At 59.9% G+C, this 16,104-nt stretch carries 15 protein-coding genes and 1 riboswitch; of the genes, 8 read left to right on the top strand and 7 right to left on the bottom strand.

Annotated elements, in window-relative coordinates; genetic code table 11:
* Nucleotides 1-109: 109 nt before the first annotated feature.
* On the top strand, nucleotides 110-1,975 hold the full coding sequence (locus ACSQ2Z_RS10785) for a PAS domain-containing sensor histidine kinase (RefSeq protein ID WP_436081202.1): 1,866 nt from the start codon (nucleotides 110-112) through the stop codon (nucleotides 1,973-1,975).
* Between the two features lie 131 nt (nucleotides 1,976-2,106).
* Here ACSQ2Z_RS10785 and gcvP read toward each other — a convergent pair whose 3' ends face one another.
* From gcvP to gcvT, 3 genes are read right to left on the bottom strand one after another with little or no spacing between them, the layout of a single operon-like run.
* Nucleotides 2,107-4,971 carry an aminomethyl-transferring glycine dehydrogenase gene (gene gcvP, locus ACSQ2Z_RS10790; RefSeq protein WP_436081203.1) on the bottom strand — a complete coding sequence of 955 codons (2,865 nt, stop codon included), beginning with the start codon at nucleotides 4,969-4,971 and terminating at the stop codon, nucleotides 2,107-2,109.
* Entirely contained in the window at nucleotides 4,971-5,333 is a 363-nt protein-coding gene (gcvH, locus tag ACSQ2Z_RS10795) for a glycine cleavage system protein GcvH (protein WP_436081204.1), read from the bottom strand. Before gcvH ends, gcvP begins: the two co-directional genes overlap by 1 nt.
* 16 nt (nucleotides 5,334-5,349) lie before the next feature.
* Nucleotides 5,350-6,489: a glycine cleavage system aminomethyltransferase GcvT gene (gcvT, locus tag ACSQ2Z_RS10800; protein ID WP_436081205.1), complete on the bottom strand. Its 1,140-nt coding sequence runs from the start codon at nucleotides 6,487-6,489 to the stop codon at nucleotides 5,350-5,352.
* A gap of 142 nt (nucleotides 6,490-6,631) precedes the next feature.
* Nucleotides 6,632-6,719: riboswitch (glycine riboswitch) on the bottom strand.
* Nucleotides 6,720-6,906: 187 nt separating this feature from the next.
* Here gcvT and ACSQ2Z_RS10805 point away from each other — a divergent pair.
* Together ACSQ2Z_RS10805 and ACSQ2Z_RS10810 are read left to right on the top strand one after the other, a co-directional pair.
* Nucleotides 6,907-7,269 carry a hypothetical protein gene (locus ACSQ2Z_RS10805; protein WP_436081206.1) on the top strand — a complete coding sequence of 121 codons (363 nt, stop codon included), beginning with the start codon at nucleotides 6,907-6,909 and terminating at the stop codon, nucleotides 7,267-7,269.
* Between the two features lie 104 nt (nucleotides 7,270-7,373).
* The gene (locus tag ACSQ2Z_RS10810; RefSeq protein WP_436081207.1) at nucleotides 7,374-8,351 is read left to right on the top strand and encodes a copper chaperone PCu(A)C; all 978 of its coding nucleotides are present in this window, start codon (nucleotides 7,374-7,376) and stop codon (nucleotides 8,349-8,351) included.
* 77 nt (nucleotides 8,352-8,428) lie between these two features.
* On the opposite strand, the gene ACSQ2Z_RS10815 is transcribed toward ACSQ2Z_RS10810, so the two are convergent.
* Entirely contained in the window at nucleotides 8,429-8,743 is a 315-nt protein-coding gene (locus ACSQ2Z_RS10815; RefSeq protein WP_436081208.1) for a hypothetical protein, read from the bottom strand.
* Between the two features lie 394 nt (nucleotides 8,744-9,137).
* Between ACSQ2Z_RS10815 and ACSQ2Z_RS10820 the strand changes: the two genes are divergently transcribed.
* From ACSQ2Z_RS10820 to ACSQ2Z_RS10835, 4 genes are all read left to right on the top strand, one after another.
* Nucleotides 9,138-10,184: a hypothetical protein gene (locus ACSQ2Z_RS10820; protein ID WP_436081209.1), complete on the top strand. Its 1,047-nt coding sequence runs from the start codon at nucleotides 9,138-9,140 to the stop codon at nucleotides 10,182-10,184.
* Nucleotides 10,185-10,241: 57 nt separating this feature from the next.
* Entirely contained in the window at nucleotides 10,242-10,634 is a 393-nt protein-coding gene (locus ACSQ2Z_RS10825) for a VOC family protein (RefSeq protein WP_436081210.1), read from the top strand.
* Between the two features lie 621 nt (nucleotides 10,635-11,255).
* Nucleotides 11,256-11,588, top strand: coding sequence for an endonuclease domain-containing protein (locus tag ACSQ2Z_RS10830; RefSeq protein ID WP_436081211.1), 333 nt, complete (start codon nucleotides 11,256-11,258; stop codon nucleotides 11,586-11,588).
* Between the two features lie 245 nt (nucleotides 11,589-11,833).
* On the top strand, nucleotides 11,834-12,088 hold the full coding sequence (locus ACSQ2Z_RS10835) for a hypothetical protein (RefSeq protein ID WP_436081212.1): 255 nt from the start codon (nucleotides 11,834-11,836) through the stop codon (nucleotides 12,086-12,088).
* 620 nt (nucleotides 12,089-12,708) lie between these two features.
* Here the strand turns inward: ACSQ2Z_RS10835 and ACSQ2Z_RS10840 are convergent.
* Together ACSQ2Z_RS10840 and hemN are read right to left on the bottom strand one after the other, a co-directional pair.
* Nucleotides 12,709-12,930, bottom strand: coding sequence for a hypothetical protein (locus ACSQ2Z_RS10840; protein WP_436081213.1), 222 nt, complete (start codon nucleotides 12,928-12,930; stop codon nucleotides 12,709-12,711).
* 649 nt (nucleotides 12,931-13,579) lie between these two features.
* Complete coding sequence (hemN, locus tag ACSQ2Z_RS10845) at nucleotides 13,580-14,908, bottom strand: oxygen-independent coproporphyrinogen III oxidase (protein ID WP_436081214.1); 1,329 nt, start codon at nucleotides 14,906-14,908, stop codon at nucleotides 13,580-13,582.
* 163 nt (nucleotides 14,909-15,071) lie between these two features.
* On the opposite strand from hemN, the gene ACSQ2Z_RS10850 reads away from it, so the two are divergent.
* Nucleotides 15,072-15,800, top strand: a complete 729-nt coding sequence (locus tag ACSQ2Z_RS10850; protein WP_436081215.1) for a Crp/Fnr family transcriptional regulator — start codon at nucleotides 15,072-15,074, stop codon at nucleotides 15,798-15,800.
* On the opposite strand, the gene ACSQ2Z_RS10855 is transcribed toward ACSQ2Z_RS10850, so the two are convergent.
* Nucleotides 15,778-16,032 (bottom strand): hypothetical protein, encoded by a 255-nt coding sequence (locus ACSQ2Z_RS10855; protein ID WP_436081216.1) that lies wholly within the window; start codon nucleotides 16,030-16,032, stop codon nucleotides 15,778-15,780. The two genes, ACSQ2Z_RS10850 and ACSQ2Z_RS10855, sit on opposite strands and share 23 nt — an antisense overlap.
* Between the last annotated feature and the right edge of the window lie 72 nt (nucleotides 16,033-16,104).

A 16,104-nucleotide genomic window follows, 5' to 3' on the forward strand; every position in this document is an offset into this window, starting at 1 on the left:
AAGGCTTACACCCGCATAAGAATTCGAAGAGAGACTGGTTTGCGCCAGTCTCTTTTTCTGTTCTTATGCACTGCTGACAACCGCGGCCAGGCATGGATCGAGTAACGCGATGCCGATTGCGCAGAAACATTTCGTCCAGGCCCTCTACGGCAGCTTTCCCGATCCTGTCGTCATCGTCGATTCCAGCCGCGTCATCCTTTTCGCCAATCCCGCGACCATGAAGCAATTCGGTTATGCACTGGACGAGATCGCCAATCTGCCCGAGCGGATCCTGTATGCCTCGGACCAAGACTACGACGCGTGTCTCAGCCGGGACGCGCGCGAGCGCGCCGGCGAGGACGTTTGCGATGGCGTCCACCAATACCGTCGCAAGGACGGATCGGTGTTTTCCGGCCGTCTTCGCGTCACCGCCGTCACTGGCGAGGATGGCGCCGCGCTGGGTTTCATCGGTGTCGTGCACGATATTTCGGATCTTCTCGAACTGGACAGGGAGCGAAAGAAGACCGCCGATATGTTCGACGCCGGCCTTCAGGCGATACCGGAAGGCTTTGCGATTTTCGACGGGCAGGAAAAACTGATCGCCTTCAATGAAGCCTATCGCCGCATTCTGGGGACGGCCGGCCACGGCCTGCAGGCAGGCATGACCGCGGAGGAAATCCTTGTTGCCGTCTATGAAGCCGGCAACTATCCGTTCGTGCCCATCGGCTCGCCGGATGCCTCGGCATGGATCGAGCGCCGGCTGCAGGATTTTCGGCACCCGAGCGGCAAGGCGCATGTCTTTCCGTACGACAACGGGCGCTGGCTGCAGGCTGAAAACCTGAAGGCTGGTGACGGCAATACGGTTGCCCTGCGCATCGATGTCACGGCATTGAAGGAGGCGGAGCTCGCGCTCGACCGGCAGCGGCTGGAATATTACACGCTCGTCCAGAACATACCCGATTTCATCTGCCGGATTACTCCGGATCTGAGATGCACCTTCGTCAACAGGACCTATGCCGAGTTCGTCGGCAAGCCGGCCATTGAGCTTGCCGGAAAGCCTTTTTTGGATTTTGTTCCGGAACGCGACCGCGAGCGCTTGACCCGCCTGCTGAAGAACTTGTCGCCGGAGCAACCGATCTTCGCGCGCGAACAGCGCCAGCAATTGGCCGACGGCAGTGATTTCTGGATCTTCTGGTCCAACATGGCGGTCTTCGACGGTGACAAACTCGTCGAATACATCACTGCCGGGCGCGACATCACCGAGTTGAAGCGACAGCAGGTGCGGATCGCCCAGCAAAGCGCCGAACTGAAGCGCAAGAACGAAGCACTCAACCAGTTCACCGGCACGGTTTCACACGACCTGAAGGCGCCGCTGCGCCACATATCGATGTTTTCGGAGATGATCTGCGAAGATGTCACAAGCGGCAATTTCGAAGAACTGCCGGTCTATGCCTACCACCTGCGCCAGAGCGCCCGGCGGATGGATCAGCTGATCGACAGTCTGCTCGACTACGCCCAGATCGCTGACCAGATTGCAAACTGGCAGACGGTTTCCATGGCCGACGTTGTTTCAGACGCCATCCTCAATCTTGATAGTTTCATTCGCGAGGCAGATGCGCATTTCGAGTTAGATGTTCTGCCGCAGGTCAAGGGCGATCCCGAACTGCTCAAGCGCCTTTGCCAGAACCTGGTCGGCAATGCGGTCAAATATCGTCGCGAAGGGATCAAGCCGGTCATCAGGATCTATTGCGAAAAGAATGAGGATTGGGTCCGGATCTATTTCCAGGACAACGGCATCGGCATCGACCCACGGTTTGCAAGGAAGATATTCGATGTGTTGCAACGTCTTCACGTGGATGAAACGACCTATCCGGGCACCGGCATCGGGCTTGCATTGGCAAAACGTATCGCCGAAAGCCACAATGGCTCCATCGAGCTCGACACCTCTTTCACCCAAGGTGCACGCTTTGTCCTCGCCCTGCCGCACATGATGTAATCTTTTGGAAGGCAAGGCGGACAGTCAGGCGAAAGTTCGCGCGTTTCTGTGCCGGTTCGCCCACAGCGATCACCGTCACCCGCGATCGCGGTACGAAGGGGCGCATCGCGCGCCCCTTTCGGTTTTCCGCTTTACTCTGCCGCCTCGGCGTAATCCTCCAGCGGCGGGCAGGTGCAGACGAGGTTGCGGTCGCCGTAGACATTGTCGACGCGGTTGACCGGCGACCAGTATTTGTCGACGCGGAAGGCACCCGGCGGGTAGCAGGCCTGTTCGCGCGAATAGGGGCGATCCCAGTCGCCGACAAGGTCTTCCACCGTGTGCGGCGCATTCTTCAGCGGATTGTTCACCCGGTCCATCCGCCCATCCTCGATCGCCTGGGCTTCGGCACGGATCGCCAGCATCGCATCGCAGAAACGGTCGAGCTCGGCCTTGGTCTCCGATTCCGTCGGCTCGATCATCAGCGTGCCGGCAACCGGCCAGCTCATCGTCGGCGCGTGGAAGCCGCAGTCGATCAGCCGCTTGGCGACATCGTCCACGGTGACACCGGCGCTGTCCACCAGCGGGCGCGTGTCGATGATGCACTCATGCGCGACGCGTCCCTTCGCCGACTTGTAGAGCACGCCGTATGCACCATTCAGGCGGGCGGCGATATAGTTGGCGTTGAGGATCGCCACCTTGGTTGCCTGCGTCAGGCCTTCGCCACCCATCATCAGGCAGTAGCTCCAGGAGATCGGCAGGATCGAAGCCGAGCCGAAAGGCGCAGCCGAAACGGCACCGTCGCCGCCATCCGTTTCCGGATGGCCCGGGAGGAACGGCGCCAAGTGCGCCTTGACGCCGATCGGTCCCATGCCCGGGCCGCCGCCACCGTGCGGGATGCAGAAGGTCTTGTGCAGGTTGAGATGGCTGACGTCGGAGCCGATGTCGCCCGGCCGGGCAAGGCCGACCATGGCATTCATGTTGGCGCCGTCGAGATAGACCTGGCCGCCATGCTTGTGAACGATGTCGCAAACCTCGCGCACATTCTCCTCGAACACACCGTGGGTCGACGGATAGGTGATCATGCAGCATGAGAGGTTTTCTGCGTACTGCTCTGCTTTTGCTCGGAAATCCTCCATGTCGATGTCGCCGTTGTCGCTGACCTTGACGACGACCACCTTCATGCCGGCCATGTGCGCCGAGGCCGGGTTGGTTCCGTGCGCCGAGGTCGGGATCAGGCAGACGTCGCGGTGACTTTCGCCATTGGCAAGGTGATAGGCGCGGATGGTGAGCAGTCCGGCATATTCTCCCTGAGCACCCGAATTCGGCTGCATCGAGACCGCGTCATAACCTGTGATGACGCAAAGCTTCTGCGACAGGTCGGTGATCATGTGGCGGTATCCTTCCGCCTGATCCGCCGGCACGAAGGGATGGATTTCTGAGAACTCCGGCCATGTGATCGGCAGCATTTCCGCCGTTGCGTTGAGCTTCATCGTGCAGGAGCCGAGCGGGATCATCGACCGATCGAGCGCCAGATCGCGGTCCGACAGCCGGCGGATATAGCGCGTCATTTCGCTTTCCGCTCGGTTCATGTGGAAGATCGGATGGGTCAGATACTCGCTGGTGCGCAGCAGCTCTCCCGGCAGCCGATAACCCGGCTCGAAGTCGTCGACGCTGAAATCGCCGCCGAACGCCCGCCATACGGCCTCCAGCGTTACCGGCCGCGAACGTTCGTCAAGGCTGATGCCGATCTTTGTCGTGCCGATCCTGCGCAGGTTGACCTCCTCGGCGACGGCGGTCTTCAGAATGATGCCCTGAAGCTTGCCGACATCGACGGTGATCGTGTCGAAGAACACGTCGGGCTCGACGGTGTAGCCGAGCTTCTCGAGCCCCATGGCGAGCCGAACCGTCTTCTGGTGTACGCTCTGGGCGATCGCCTTGATCCCCTTGGGGCCGTGGAAAACCGCGTACATCGACGCCATGACGGCAAGCAGGACCTGCGCCGTGCAGATATTCGACGTCGCCTTTTCGCGGCGGATATGCTGTTCGCGCGTCTGCAGCGACAAGCGGTAGGCGCGGTTGCCGCGGCTGTCGACCGATACGCCGACGAGGCGGCCGGGCATCGAGCGTTTATAAGCATCCTTGACCGCCATATAGGCCGCGTGCGGGCCGCCGTATCCGACGGGAACACCGAAGCGCTGGGTGCAGCCGATGGCGATGTCGGCACCCATTTCGCCGGGGGATTTCAAAAGCGCCAGGGCGAGGGGATCGGCGGCGATGACGGCGATGGCGCCGGCCTGATGAAGGCGGGCGATGAGGCCGGTAAAGTCGCTCACATGGCCGTAGGTGCCGGGGTACTGGAAGATCGCACCGAACACGCTTGCGCATTCGAGATCAGTATGGGGATTGCCGACGGTGACCGTCCAGCCAAGCGGCTCGGCGCGGGTCTTGATCAGCGCGATCGTCTGCGGATGGCAATTTTCGTCGACGAAGAACGCGGTTTCCTTGGATTTCGACACGCGCTCGGCCATCGCCATGGCTTCGGCAGCAGCGGTCGCTTCGTCGAGCAGCGAGGCATTGGCGACATCGAGGCCGGTGAGGTCGCAGACCATCGTCTGGTAGTTCAACAGCGCTTCCAAACGGCCCTGACTGATTTCCGGCTGGTAAGGCGTATAGGCTGTGTACCAGGCCGGATTTTCCAGAATGTTGCGCTGGATCACCGGCGGCGTGATCGTGCCGTAATAGCCTTGGCCGATCAGCGACACGAGCTTTTGATTGCGGTTGGCCGTCTCGCGCATCTTGTCGAGCGCTTCGCGCTCGGTCATCGCAGCCCCCCAGGCAAGCGGCGCCTTCTGGCGGATCGATGGTGGAACCGTATCGTCAATCAGTGCGTCAAGGCTGTCATAGCCGATCACCTGGAGCATCGCCGCCATTTCGTCGGGCGAGGGCCCGATATGGCGCCGGTTGGCGAAGTCATACGGCTTGTAGTCGGTGAAGGTGAAATCTTTCGGCATGCTCATCAGGCGATCAGCTCCTTGTAGGCCGCTTCATCGAGCAGCGCGTTGGCGGCCGACGGGTCGGCGAGCTTCAGCTTGAAGAACCAGCCGGCGCCCTGCGGGTCGCTATTGACCAGAGACGGGTCATCGACGATCGCCTGATTGCTCTCGACGATCTCGCCGTCAAGCGGACAATAGACGTCGGAGGCAGCCTTGACGGATTCGACGGTCGCGGCCGTCGCGCCCTTGTCGAGGCTCGTCCCGGCTTCCGGCAGTTCGACGAAGACGAGATCGCCAAGCTGTTCTGCGGCATGAGCGGTGATGCCGACGGTCGCCACGTCACCCTCGATCTTCAGCCATTCATGTTCGTCGGTAAATTTCAGCATTGGATTTTGCTCCAGATCAGCGTTTGTAGGTCGGGGTGATGAAGGGAAGGGATGAGACGGTCACGGGCAGGTATTTGCCCCGCACCTCCGCAAAAAGGCGGGTGCTGTTCGCGATATAGGGCGCTGCGACATAACCCATGGCGACCGGATGATCGACGCTCGGGCCGAAGCCGCCTGAGGTCACGACACCGGCTTCGACGAGACCCTCCGCATCGGCATAGAGCATGGCACCGCCGCGCACCGGTGCTTTTCCCTCCGGCTTCAGGCCGACACGGCGGCGGTCGGCGCCATCGGCAAACTGGCGAAGAATGATGTCCGCGCCGGGGAAGTCGCCTTCGCGCGCGCCGCCTGTCCGCCGGGCCTTTTGCATGGCCCATTCAAGCGCCGCCTCAACGGGGGTCGACATGGGATCGATGTCGTTTCCATAGAGACACAGCCCAGCCTCCAGCCGAAGCGAGTCGCGGGCGCCGAGACCGATCGGCAGCACATCGGGGTGTTCGAGAATCCGCCGGGCCACATCTTCGGCAGACGCGGCGGGGATGGAGATCTCGAAACCATCCTCCCCGGTATAGCCGGAGCGGGAGATGATGCAGGGGACGTCGTGAAGATCGGCTTCGGCCACATCCATGAAACGCATGGTGGCGACATCGGCCCAGAGTTCAGCCAGAACGCATTCGGCGCGCGGCCCCTGCAGCGCGATCAGCGCGCGGTCATCAAGCAAGGTGAGATCGCATGTCTCGCCGAGTTGTTGTTGCAGATGTGCGAAATCGGCATCCTTGCAGGCGGCATTGACGACGAGGAACAGGTGATCGCCGCGATTGGCAATCATCAGGTCGTCGAGAACACCACCCTGGTCATTGGTGAACAGCCCGTAGCGCTGGCGGCCTTCGCCGAGACCGAGCACGTCGACAGGTACCAGCCTTTCAAGAGCAAGCGCCGCATCGTCGATTTTTCCGGATTTTGGCCGCAGGATGATCTGGCCCATATGCGAAACGTCGAACAGGCCAGCGGCGGCGCGGGTGTGGAGATGCTCCTTCATCACCCCGGTCGGATATTGCACCGGCATATCGTAGCCGGCAAAGGGCACCATGCGGGCGCCAAGCGAGAGGTGCAGGGCATGCAGCGGCGTCTGCTTCAGGGGGGAATGATCGTCCAAATCCGGCCTCCAGGTCTGGCGCAACGCGCCGGCTCATTTCCACGGCGCATTTTAATGCGCAGTTTCCTCGAGCCCCCTCTGTCCCTTTGCCTGAGATTGTTATCCCTTCGGCGAGCGGAATGCTTCTCTCCAGAGTCCTACCGGCACCTTGCTGGTCCTTTGGCCTGAGAGTTTCCGGGGCGGTTGCTCCTTCGGCACCGGTATTACCCGGATTCTCCCAACAAGATCGGGTTCAGATAACGGCGATCCCGATTGCTTGGCAAGCGCAAAATGTCGCGCTCGAACAGATTTTTGTCGCCACTGTTTCAACATGCCTCCCCGGTGCGGAAAACGACCTTTGCTTTTTTTGCGCCAAGGCGATAATGCAATCGGCCAACACGGGGACGATCGATGGCGAGAGCCGGACGACAGTGGCAGATGACGGCGCGCGTGCTTTCGGCACTTGCCCTGCTGTTCCTGTCTTTTGCGCATCAACCGGTCTTCGCCCGGCAGCTCGCCCCGGCGATGGCGGCGAACTTTGTGCTGCCGGATGGGACGAGTGCCGACATCTGCTTCGGGTCAGACGGTGTCGACGATCACAAGCCCCCGCACGAGGGGCTTGCGCCGGTCTGCGACTATTGCCGGCTCGCCGCATCGATCGTCTTACCGCCGCCTCCGAGCGACAGTTATCTCATCATTCGAGTCGCCGCGTTTGCCGAGAGCAAGACGGATTTTCCGGCCATTTTTGTCGAATACCCGCGCGCACTGCCGCAGTCGCACGCTCCTCCGCTGTCGCTCTGACGTCATCGCTTCGGCGATTCTTCCATCTTTTCGTCATTTCAGCCGCCTGGTGCGGCGTTGACCGACGTGCCGTGATTGGCAACGACCGGTCTGGAGACAGATCAATGACACAGACCAGAACAACAACCCTCCTTGCGCTCGCCTTTTCGCTTGCCGGCGTTGGCGCCGCCTATGCGCATGCGTCCTTCGAAACCGATGAAGTTGCCTCGGAAAGCAGCTTCAAGGCCGTGCTGCAGGTTCCGCACGGTTGCGACGGCAAGGCGACGACCGAAGTCCAGGTGAAACTGCCGGAAGGCTTCGTCTTCGCCAAGCCACAGCCGAAGGCCGACTGGGAGATCGAGATCATCAAGGGTGACTACCAGAAGAGCTACGACAACCACGGCAAGACGGTAACGTCCGGGCCGCTCGAAATCCGCTGGAAGAACGGCAACCTGTCCGATGACTACTACGACACCTTCGTCATCAAGGGGACGATCTCGGGCTTCAACACGGAGACCGAGATCGCCTTTCCGGTAACGCAACTGTGCGGTGCGACGGATAAGGTTGTCTGGGACGAGATCGCCGCGCAAGGCCAGGACGCCCATTCGCTCGAACATCCGGCGCCGACGGTCACGGTGACACCGGCGACAGCCGAAGGGCATCATGGCCACAACATGGCAGCAATGGCGGGCATGGGTGGCGCGACGGTCAAGGCTGGATTGCTCGAGATTTCCGGCGGCGCCGTCAAGGCGATGCTGCCAGGAGCCAAGGTCGGCGGCGGCGGCTTCACGCTCAGGAACGATGGCAGCGAGGACGATACCCTGGTCTCCGTCGAAAGCCCGGCGGCAGGTCGTGTTGAACTGCATGAAATGACCATGCAGAATGATGTGATGAAGATGCGCAAGCTCGACGGCATCGTCATTCCGGCAGGTGAAACCGTCGAACTCAAGACCGGCAGCCTGCACCTGATGTTCATGGATGTGAAAAAGCCCTTTGCCGAGGGCGACAGCGTGCCGGTGACGCTGACGTTCGAGAAAGCTGGCAAGGTGGACTATGCGCTTCCGGTCGGCAATGCCGCCGGCGGGGCGCACAAGCACAACTGAGCGGCACAGCCGGATTTGTGGCGTGAGGCGGCGGCGCGAATACACCGCGCTGCCGCTTTTTCCAGGAAAGGGACGGCTTACTCTTCCGAGGTCTCGCCGTTCTCGTCGGCTTCCGGTTCGTCGGAGGCGAATTCCATATAGCGGCGCACCACGTCGCCGCGTGTGCCCTGCGGCGGGCGGCCGTTGGAACTCATCAGCAACAGCGATAGCGATGTCGGATTGCGAAGGGCGGCGATCGATGCGTGCGTGTTGACCGCATCGTCCTTCGGTCGTGCCGAGAGCAGCGTGATTGCTTCCTCGGCCGGGCCATCGCCGGTCACGCGCGCGGACGGCTTCACGGCTTGCGCCGCGTAAGCCGCCGTGGTGGCTGACATGGTGATGACCTGACTCATGACGATCCGCCCTGCGAATGGGCTCCTTCGGATGTGACGACCACTCTACCGTAACGCGAGCGCTGTTTCGTCCGCGTGAAATCTGGTGCCTGCATTTGAGGCAAATTTTACCGAGGCGTCGGGGGAGAAAAGCTGGATGGAGATCCTGGCGGGCGTGGCTGCATCCGTCAGGGGCGATCACGACGTGGTGATCGGGCGGAAAAATCGCAGTGGCAGCGAGGCGGCCCGGCGAGTCGTCTGGCAATGTCGTCCCGGCGGCCGCCGCAACAAACCCGGCCCTGATTAACGGAACGCTAACCGCTCTTTCGGATTCTGTCCGGGATCGGGGCGGATGGCGCCCTGATTTGCACCGTTCGACACAACTTTGGCACGATTTCAAGCAATAGACCCCTTCATGCTTCCTTCGATTTCCCTTTCCAGCGCCGCGATGCGCACCGCCCGCCGCGTTCTTACCCGGACGGTGGCCGCCCTTTTCCTCGGCGTGGCGCTCTCCGGCTGCATGGGGCTGGACGATCTCTCCGAGGCGCCGCCGAAGCTCTCCGGCAAGATGATCGCGGAGATGTCGAAGAAAGGCATGAAGCCGGAAGGTCCGGTGCTGATCCGCATCTTCAAGCAGGAAAGCGAGCTCGAGGTCTGGAAGGTCGACAGGTCCGGCACCTATGCGCTGTTCAAGACCTATCCGATGTGCCGCTGGTCGGGAAAGCTCGGGCCGAAGACGAGGATCGGCGACCGGCAGGCGCCGGAAGGGTTTTACCACGTCTCGGCCGGCCAGCTTAATCCGAAGTCGCAATATTACGCCTCCTTCAATCTCGGCTATCCGAATAAGCTCGAAGCGGCGCTCGGCCATACTGGCGAGGCGCTGATGGTGCATGGCGCCTGCTCGTCGTCCGGCTGCTACGCCATGACCGACCAGGGCGTCGGCGAAATCTATGCGATCGTGCAGAAGGCGCTTTCGGGCGGGCAGGAGGATTTCCAGGTCCAGGCCTTTCCCTTCCGCATGACGGCGAAGAACATGATCGAACACCGCGACGATGCGAACATGTCCTTCTGGCGGACGCTGAAAGAGGGCTACGATGCCTTCGAGGTGACGCACCGGCAGCCGAAGGTGTCCGTCTGCGAAAGCCGCTACGTCTTCAACAAGGACTTCGAGGGCGGCGAACCCGCCGATCCGCTCGCCGCCTGCCCGGCGGTCGTCAACCAGCTCGAGCCGCAGGCGATGGCGAAGATCGAGGCGGAGGAGCGCAAGATCGAAGCGGCGATGACTGAGGCCATTGCCGCCAGCACATCGATGAGTGCCTATGTCGATGGCGGCATGCATCCGCGTTTTCGCGCGCTCCTGAAGAGCGAGGGGCCGCAGAAGCTGGCGGCCAGCATTTCCGGTATCAAATATCCGATCAGCCGGCCGGAAGCGGCGTTGGCGGACCCGTTCGCGGGGCGGTGAGGGCTGGCGGCTGACCCCGTCTGTCTGCATGATGGGCGCTTTATCGGAGGATTCGTCATGCGTTACAGTCTTGACCATGTTGCGCTGCTCGTCAGCGACATCGAGCGCAGCGTCGCGTTCTACCGGGAGATCATGGGCTTCGAGCCGATCGCGCGGGAAGGCAGCGCCAATGTCGCCTGGCTCACAATCGGCGGCGGCGATGCCATCCATCTGATCGCCGGCGATTTCGGCGCGACGCATGTGACGAAAGACACGCATGTCGCCATCTCCACGGCCGATTTTGACGCCTTCGTCGCCCATATCGGCGCGCTTGGCGTTCCCTTCACCGACTGGCCGGGCAATCCCGGCCGCATCGGCCTGCACCGCAACGGCTTCCGGCAGGTCTACTTGCAGGACCCGGACGGCTACTGGATCGAGATCAACGATCACCGGCCACCTGCGGGCGTGTGAGGCGGGACGTCTTAAGGGCATGGTCTATCCTTCACGCGCGATGCTCGCCGTGGTTTGGCTTCAGTTCGGACGGGGCGCTGAAAGCTGCCTCGTTTGGATAGTAAAAAGTGACACCTCTCAGCGCCCCGTTCGGCGGTTTTTGTCCGCAAACGCGTTCCGCTACGGCCTCGTCGGCCCTCTGTGCATCGCACGCCCGCAGCAGCATCAGCCTGCGGAGGGGAACCTTCTTGCGAACCCCGATCGCAAGGACTTCCGTCCTTTCCTCGAAACCGGCGCCGGCCCCGCCGGCTGCCACGGCTGGCAGCGTATCCGAGGGCGGGACGGGGGGATTATGGCAGAGGTTTTTGGGACGGGGATATTGAGCGCATGGCGGAGATCCCCTCACCAACAAAATCTAACACTTAGCCTTTGGCTAAGATGTTGATTTTGTGTCCTCTCCCACTGGGGGAGAGGTAGCGGGTGCCGTGCCCTCGCGGCTGAATCCTTTTCCCCGTTTTGGGGCGAATGGCGGCTCGCCGGCAGGCTTGGGAATGGTCCTCGGGTCAAGCCCGAGGATGACGGAGCGGAGGGAGCGGCAGAGGATAAGCAGCCGGCTTTTGTGCTTGAGGAACCATGGTCCGATTGCCCAGCCCCCAAGGTCGTCATCCTCGGGCTTGCCCCGAGGATCCATTCCCGAACGTCAAGGCGCTGCGCAACCGCCAGCTCGAAGGCCACACGTTCCGCCGGCAGGTGCCGCTGCACGATTTCATTCTCGATTTCGTCTGTTTCGAGGCGCGGCTCATTGTCGAGGTCGATGGATTCCAGCATGCGGACAGCGCGCGCGACCTTGAGCGCGATGCGTTCTTCCGGCGAGAGGGGTTTCGCATCCTGCGGTTCTGGAACGAGGAGGTGGTGAAAAACCTCGACGGCGTTTGCCTGACGATCCTTTCGGAATTGCGGAACAGCGGCGAATGAGGGGCCTACCTCTCCCCCTTGTGGGAGAGGACGCAAAATCAACATCTTAGCTTCAGCTCAGTGTTAGATTTTTGCTGGTGAGGGGATCGCTCTGTGCGTCCATGCCTACCCCCTCTCTTGCAATTTCTAGCACTTAGCTGAAGCTAAGATGCTGAAATTGCTTTCTCCCCCACGAAGGGGGAGATAGGCTTTGCGTCTGCCGTTCTCGAGTCGATCGGCGCACCCGTCATTGCGAAAGCCCGTCCATGCTCGTCACCCTTGCCTTTCTCGCCTTCACCCTCTCGGCCGATGACATGGAGGGCGTGGCGACGAGTACCGCGGAGCTGAAGGTTCTGGCTCAGGATGCGGAAGCGGAGTGCCGGCAATATCCGTCGCGGGCGTTGACGCTCGCCAGCTGTGCTGCGCGGGAGGTCTACCAGTCTATTCTGGAATACCGGCACATCTGCAGCGAGGGGCCGTTCATCAATGAAGACAACTGGATTGCGTGTGAGAAGCCGTAGCGGCACGCTACCTCTCCCCTTGTGGGAGAGGACGCAAAATCAACACCTTAGCCGTTAGGCTAAGTGTTAGATTTTGATGGTGAGGGGATCGGCTTTGTGCGTCCATGCCCTCTCTTGCAATTTCTAGCACTTGGCTGAAGCTAAGATGCTGAAAATGCTTTCTCCCCCACCGAGGGGGAGATAGGGAGAATGACGCGCCTTTGCGTTTTTCCATGGTGTTACGATCTGATCGCGGTCTTGAAGGAAACCGGGCGTGCCGCCGGCGCTACCTCTCCCTCTGTGGGAGAGGACGCAAAATCAACATCTTAGCTTCAGCTAAGTGTTAGATTTTGCTGGTGAGGGGATCGGTCTGTGCGCCCAAACCTACCCCCTCTCTTGCAATTTCTAGCACTTAGGTGAAGCTAAGATGCTGAAATTGCTATCTCCCCACCGAGGGGGAGATAGGATCATGGCGGAAACTTGGAAACTTGACGTTTTTAGCGCTTGTAGATGCAAATAACCGCGGCCTGTGCCGCGGTTCTCAGAGTTCAACTTAATCGCCGATTATTTTTTCTTGTTTGGCGCTTGAGTCAGTGCAGATGCCGCAACTTTTTTCACTGCAGCTGGTGTCTTGGGATTGCTCAAAAGCTTTGCAGCTGTTGATGCGACTGACTTCGAAGTACGTTCGTTTGAGGCCATGGTAATTCCTTTGTATGGCCGCCAAAGCTACCTCGACTCCAATCCTCAATTTCCCTTATGATAACCCTGTAACCGGCCAAGGGATTTGAGTCTCTTTGCCCCGCGTGAGCTTTGGCTTTTTCGCGGTATTCAAAGCCGAAACCGAAAGGTTTCGGCTTTGTCATTTCTGTATTTCCAATCATAACTGATCTTGTTTTGTTCTGAGTATTGGTCCAGCCCGAAGTTTCCTTCGGGCTGGTGGTGGTAAAACATAGTTATAGGCAGCCACTGATTATGACGCAGCGGTTCGTGGAATTTCAATCGCTTAACTCAGGCCGCAGCCAATCCATTTTGACGCTACAGCCATGTGATTTTGACGGTACGCGGTAGACTTCTGATTCTGCTACGATTTTCGGTCGAAGCGTTTGGAATGGGAGGCGCGGGCGCAAGGCCGTTGTGAGCAATTCCGCAGACGCACTGTCGACCGGCGGCTGGAAGGCCGGACGGCTTGATGGGCTGGGTCGGGCTGTCTATTTCGATGTTCTGATTACGATCCAATGTGGACTTCAGTGACCGCGGCGATCTTCACATTTGCCTGGCCATAGGAATTTCAATTATGTTTGGTGGCGGTGCTGGCAAGGGAAGCGGCTGCGGCGAGAGGCATATCCGCGCGCAACCATTGATTTTTGTAACGGCGAGATTTCGTTGGGCTAGGTGGCCGAACCCGCGGCTCTCATAGCCTCGACGTCGCCGGCCTTTATCCTCCACCGGCGATGGCCCTGTTTGCTGGTCGAACTCTAGCAGTGCGGGCTCCGGTGCCTTGTTTCCTGGTTGTCAGATTGCCGAGGAATGTTGTGCCATGCCCGTGGCCAGATACTTGTCGAACCCTGCCGCAATCGTCCGCACGAGCGGTTTTCCCATAGGCGTTATCCTGAAGCCTTCGTCGCGCCACTCGAACAGCCCGTTGACATGTGCCGCTGCCATCGTCTCGGCTTCTGTTGCAATGGCTCGCGCTCCGCTCCCAAAGGACCGGAAAAGCTCTCGAAGCGAAAAGCCGAAATCGCACATCAGCCGTTCGATGATCCAGCCCCTGATCCTGTCATCATCGCTCAGAATGACCCCTCGCGCCGATGCCAATCCGATTTCGCGTATCGCCCGCTGGTAGGTGGCCGTCACAGGCGTGTTCTGGACGTAACCTTGCGGGAACTGGCTGATCGCCGATGGTCCAAGACCGATCAGAGTCGTGCACGGATCATCGGTATAACCTTGAAAATTGCGGCGTAGCTTGCCCGTCGATGAGACACGAGAGAGCGGATCCCCGGCGAGGGCGAAATGATCCAGACCGATTTCCTCATACCCTGCAGACAGGATCATCTCGCGCGCCGCCGAAGACTGCTCAAGCCGCGCGCTGACGTCAGGCAGCCATTCGTCCTTGATCATCGTCTGATGCTTTTTCAGCCGCGGAACATGTGCGTAGCCAAACAGCGCGATACGGTCGGGGCCTAGGTCAAGCGTCTGTGCGATGGTCGAACAGATACTGGCAATCGTCTGAAAGGGTAGGCCGTAGAGCAGATCGACATTCACCGACGTTGCCCCGTGGACACGGACACCCTCGATCACTGCTTTGGTCACCTCGAACCTTTGATGGCGATTGATCGCCCTCTGAACTGTTGCGTCGAAATCCTGTATGCCGAGGCTTGCGCGCGTCATACCTATCGTCGCCAGTGCCTGGAAGCGGGCACCGTCCATATCCCGCGGATCGATCTCAACGCTGACGTCCGCATTGGGCTGAATGTCAAAGGCGCTAACAAGTGTGGCCTTCAATGCGACGAGATCGTCAGGCTTCAGGATGGTCGGGGAGCCGCCGCCGAAATGAACAGCGCCTATCTTCGCCTTGCCCTTGACGATGCGCCCGACCGTTTCGATTTCCATTTGCAGATATTTCAGGAAAGACGCCACGCTATCATAGCGCCGGGTGTGTTTGGTGGTGCATGCGCAAAACCAACACAACTGATCGCAATATGGTATGTGAATATAAAGGCTGACGTTTTGACCGGGTTCTATCCCCCTCAGCCATGAGTCGAATTGACTGTGCCCGACGCCTGAATGAAAGTGCGGCGCCGTAGGATAGCTTGTATATCGGGGCACATTTTCAAGTGCCATGTCCGGCGGGAAAACTGTCATCGGTTCGGTCTCCTGTTTCCCGTGGTTTCGATGAAAAGAGGAGCGGGGGCTTTGATTTCAATCAAATAGCAGCGACAGTTTGGCTGATTGTCTTTCATTTTCTTTGCGCGCAAATGGCAGCCAGGATCCATATGGTGATTTGATGACCGAACGGCTTGATGTGCACAGCGCAGGCATTCCCGTCCTCTGTCAGGCCTGCGAGGCCCGGCATCGCGGCGTTTGCGGTGCGCTTGAACCGGACCAACTGGTCGCTCTTGCCAAAACCTCGTCAAAGCATCGTGTGACTAGCGGCGCAGAATTGATCGGCGACATGGAAGCGGTGGATGGTTACTCCAATATCCTTTCCGGCGTCGTCAAGCTGACGAAAACGCTGTCGGATGGACGTGAACAGATTGTCGGCCTGCAATTCGCCCCCGATTTTCTTGGCCGCCCCTTCAGAGAGGAGAGCGCGCTTACAGCCCAGGCCGCGACCGACGTGTCGCTTTGCTCGTTCCCGCGCGCCACGATAGAGGGCATGCTGAAGAGGTCGCCCGGTCTCGAACACCGTTTACTCGAGCAGACGTTGCGGGAACTGGATGAGGCGCGCGACTGGATGGTGACGCTCGGCCGCAAGACCGCCGGGGAAAAAGTCGCGAGCTTCCTGATGTTGATCGCCACCTATATCGATCCAGAGTTCGACCCGCGCTCAGGTTCGGCCGTCTTTGATTTGCCTCTGACACGCGCTGAGATCGCAGATTTCCTCGGTCTGACCATTGAAACTGTCAGCCGGCAGTTGACGAAGCTCAAAGCGGACAAGGTCATCCAGATCGAGAACAATCGGCGTGTAACCGTCGAAAATATCGAGCGTCTCAGATTTCGTGCGGGGCATTAGCAAACGCCCCACGAACGATCGGCGCAATATGCTCGCTCTCGAAAGCAATATGCCGGCGCGTGCCTTCGAAAAAGCCGCGCAGCATGAAACCGAACATTTCGGCATTCGCAACTACACCCTCGTGCCCGATCTTGAACAGAATCTCGGTCAGCTCATCTGCAAAGCACTCATCCTCGACATGCTCGATCCGCAAGCGCTGCGTGGATCCAGCCGTTTTGGTGGCGTCAGGCAAGGCATCGTATGCTGGGAAAATGATCGTTTCTTCCAGATGGTGAGCATGGTGGCAGGAGCGTACTGGCGACCG

Source organism: Pararhizobium sp. LjRoot235, assembly GCF_964254145.1.
Lineage (GTDB): Bacteria > Pseudomonadota > Alphaproteobacteria > Rhizobiales > Rhizobiaceae > Pararhizobium.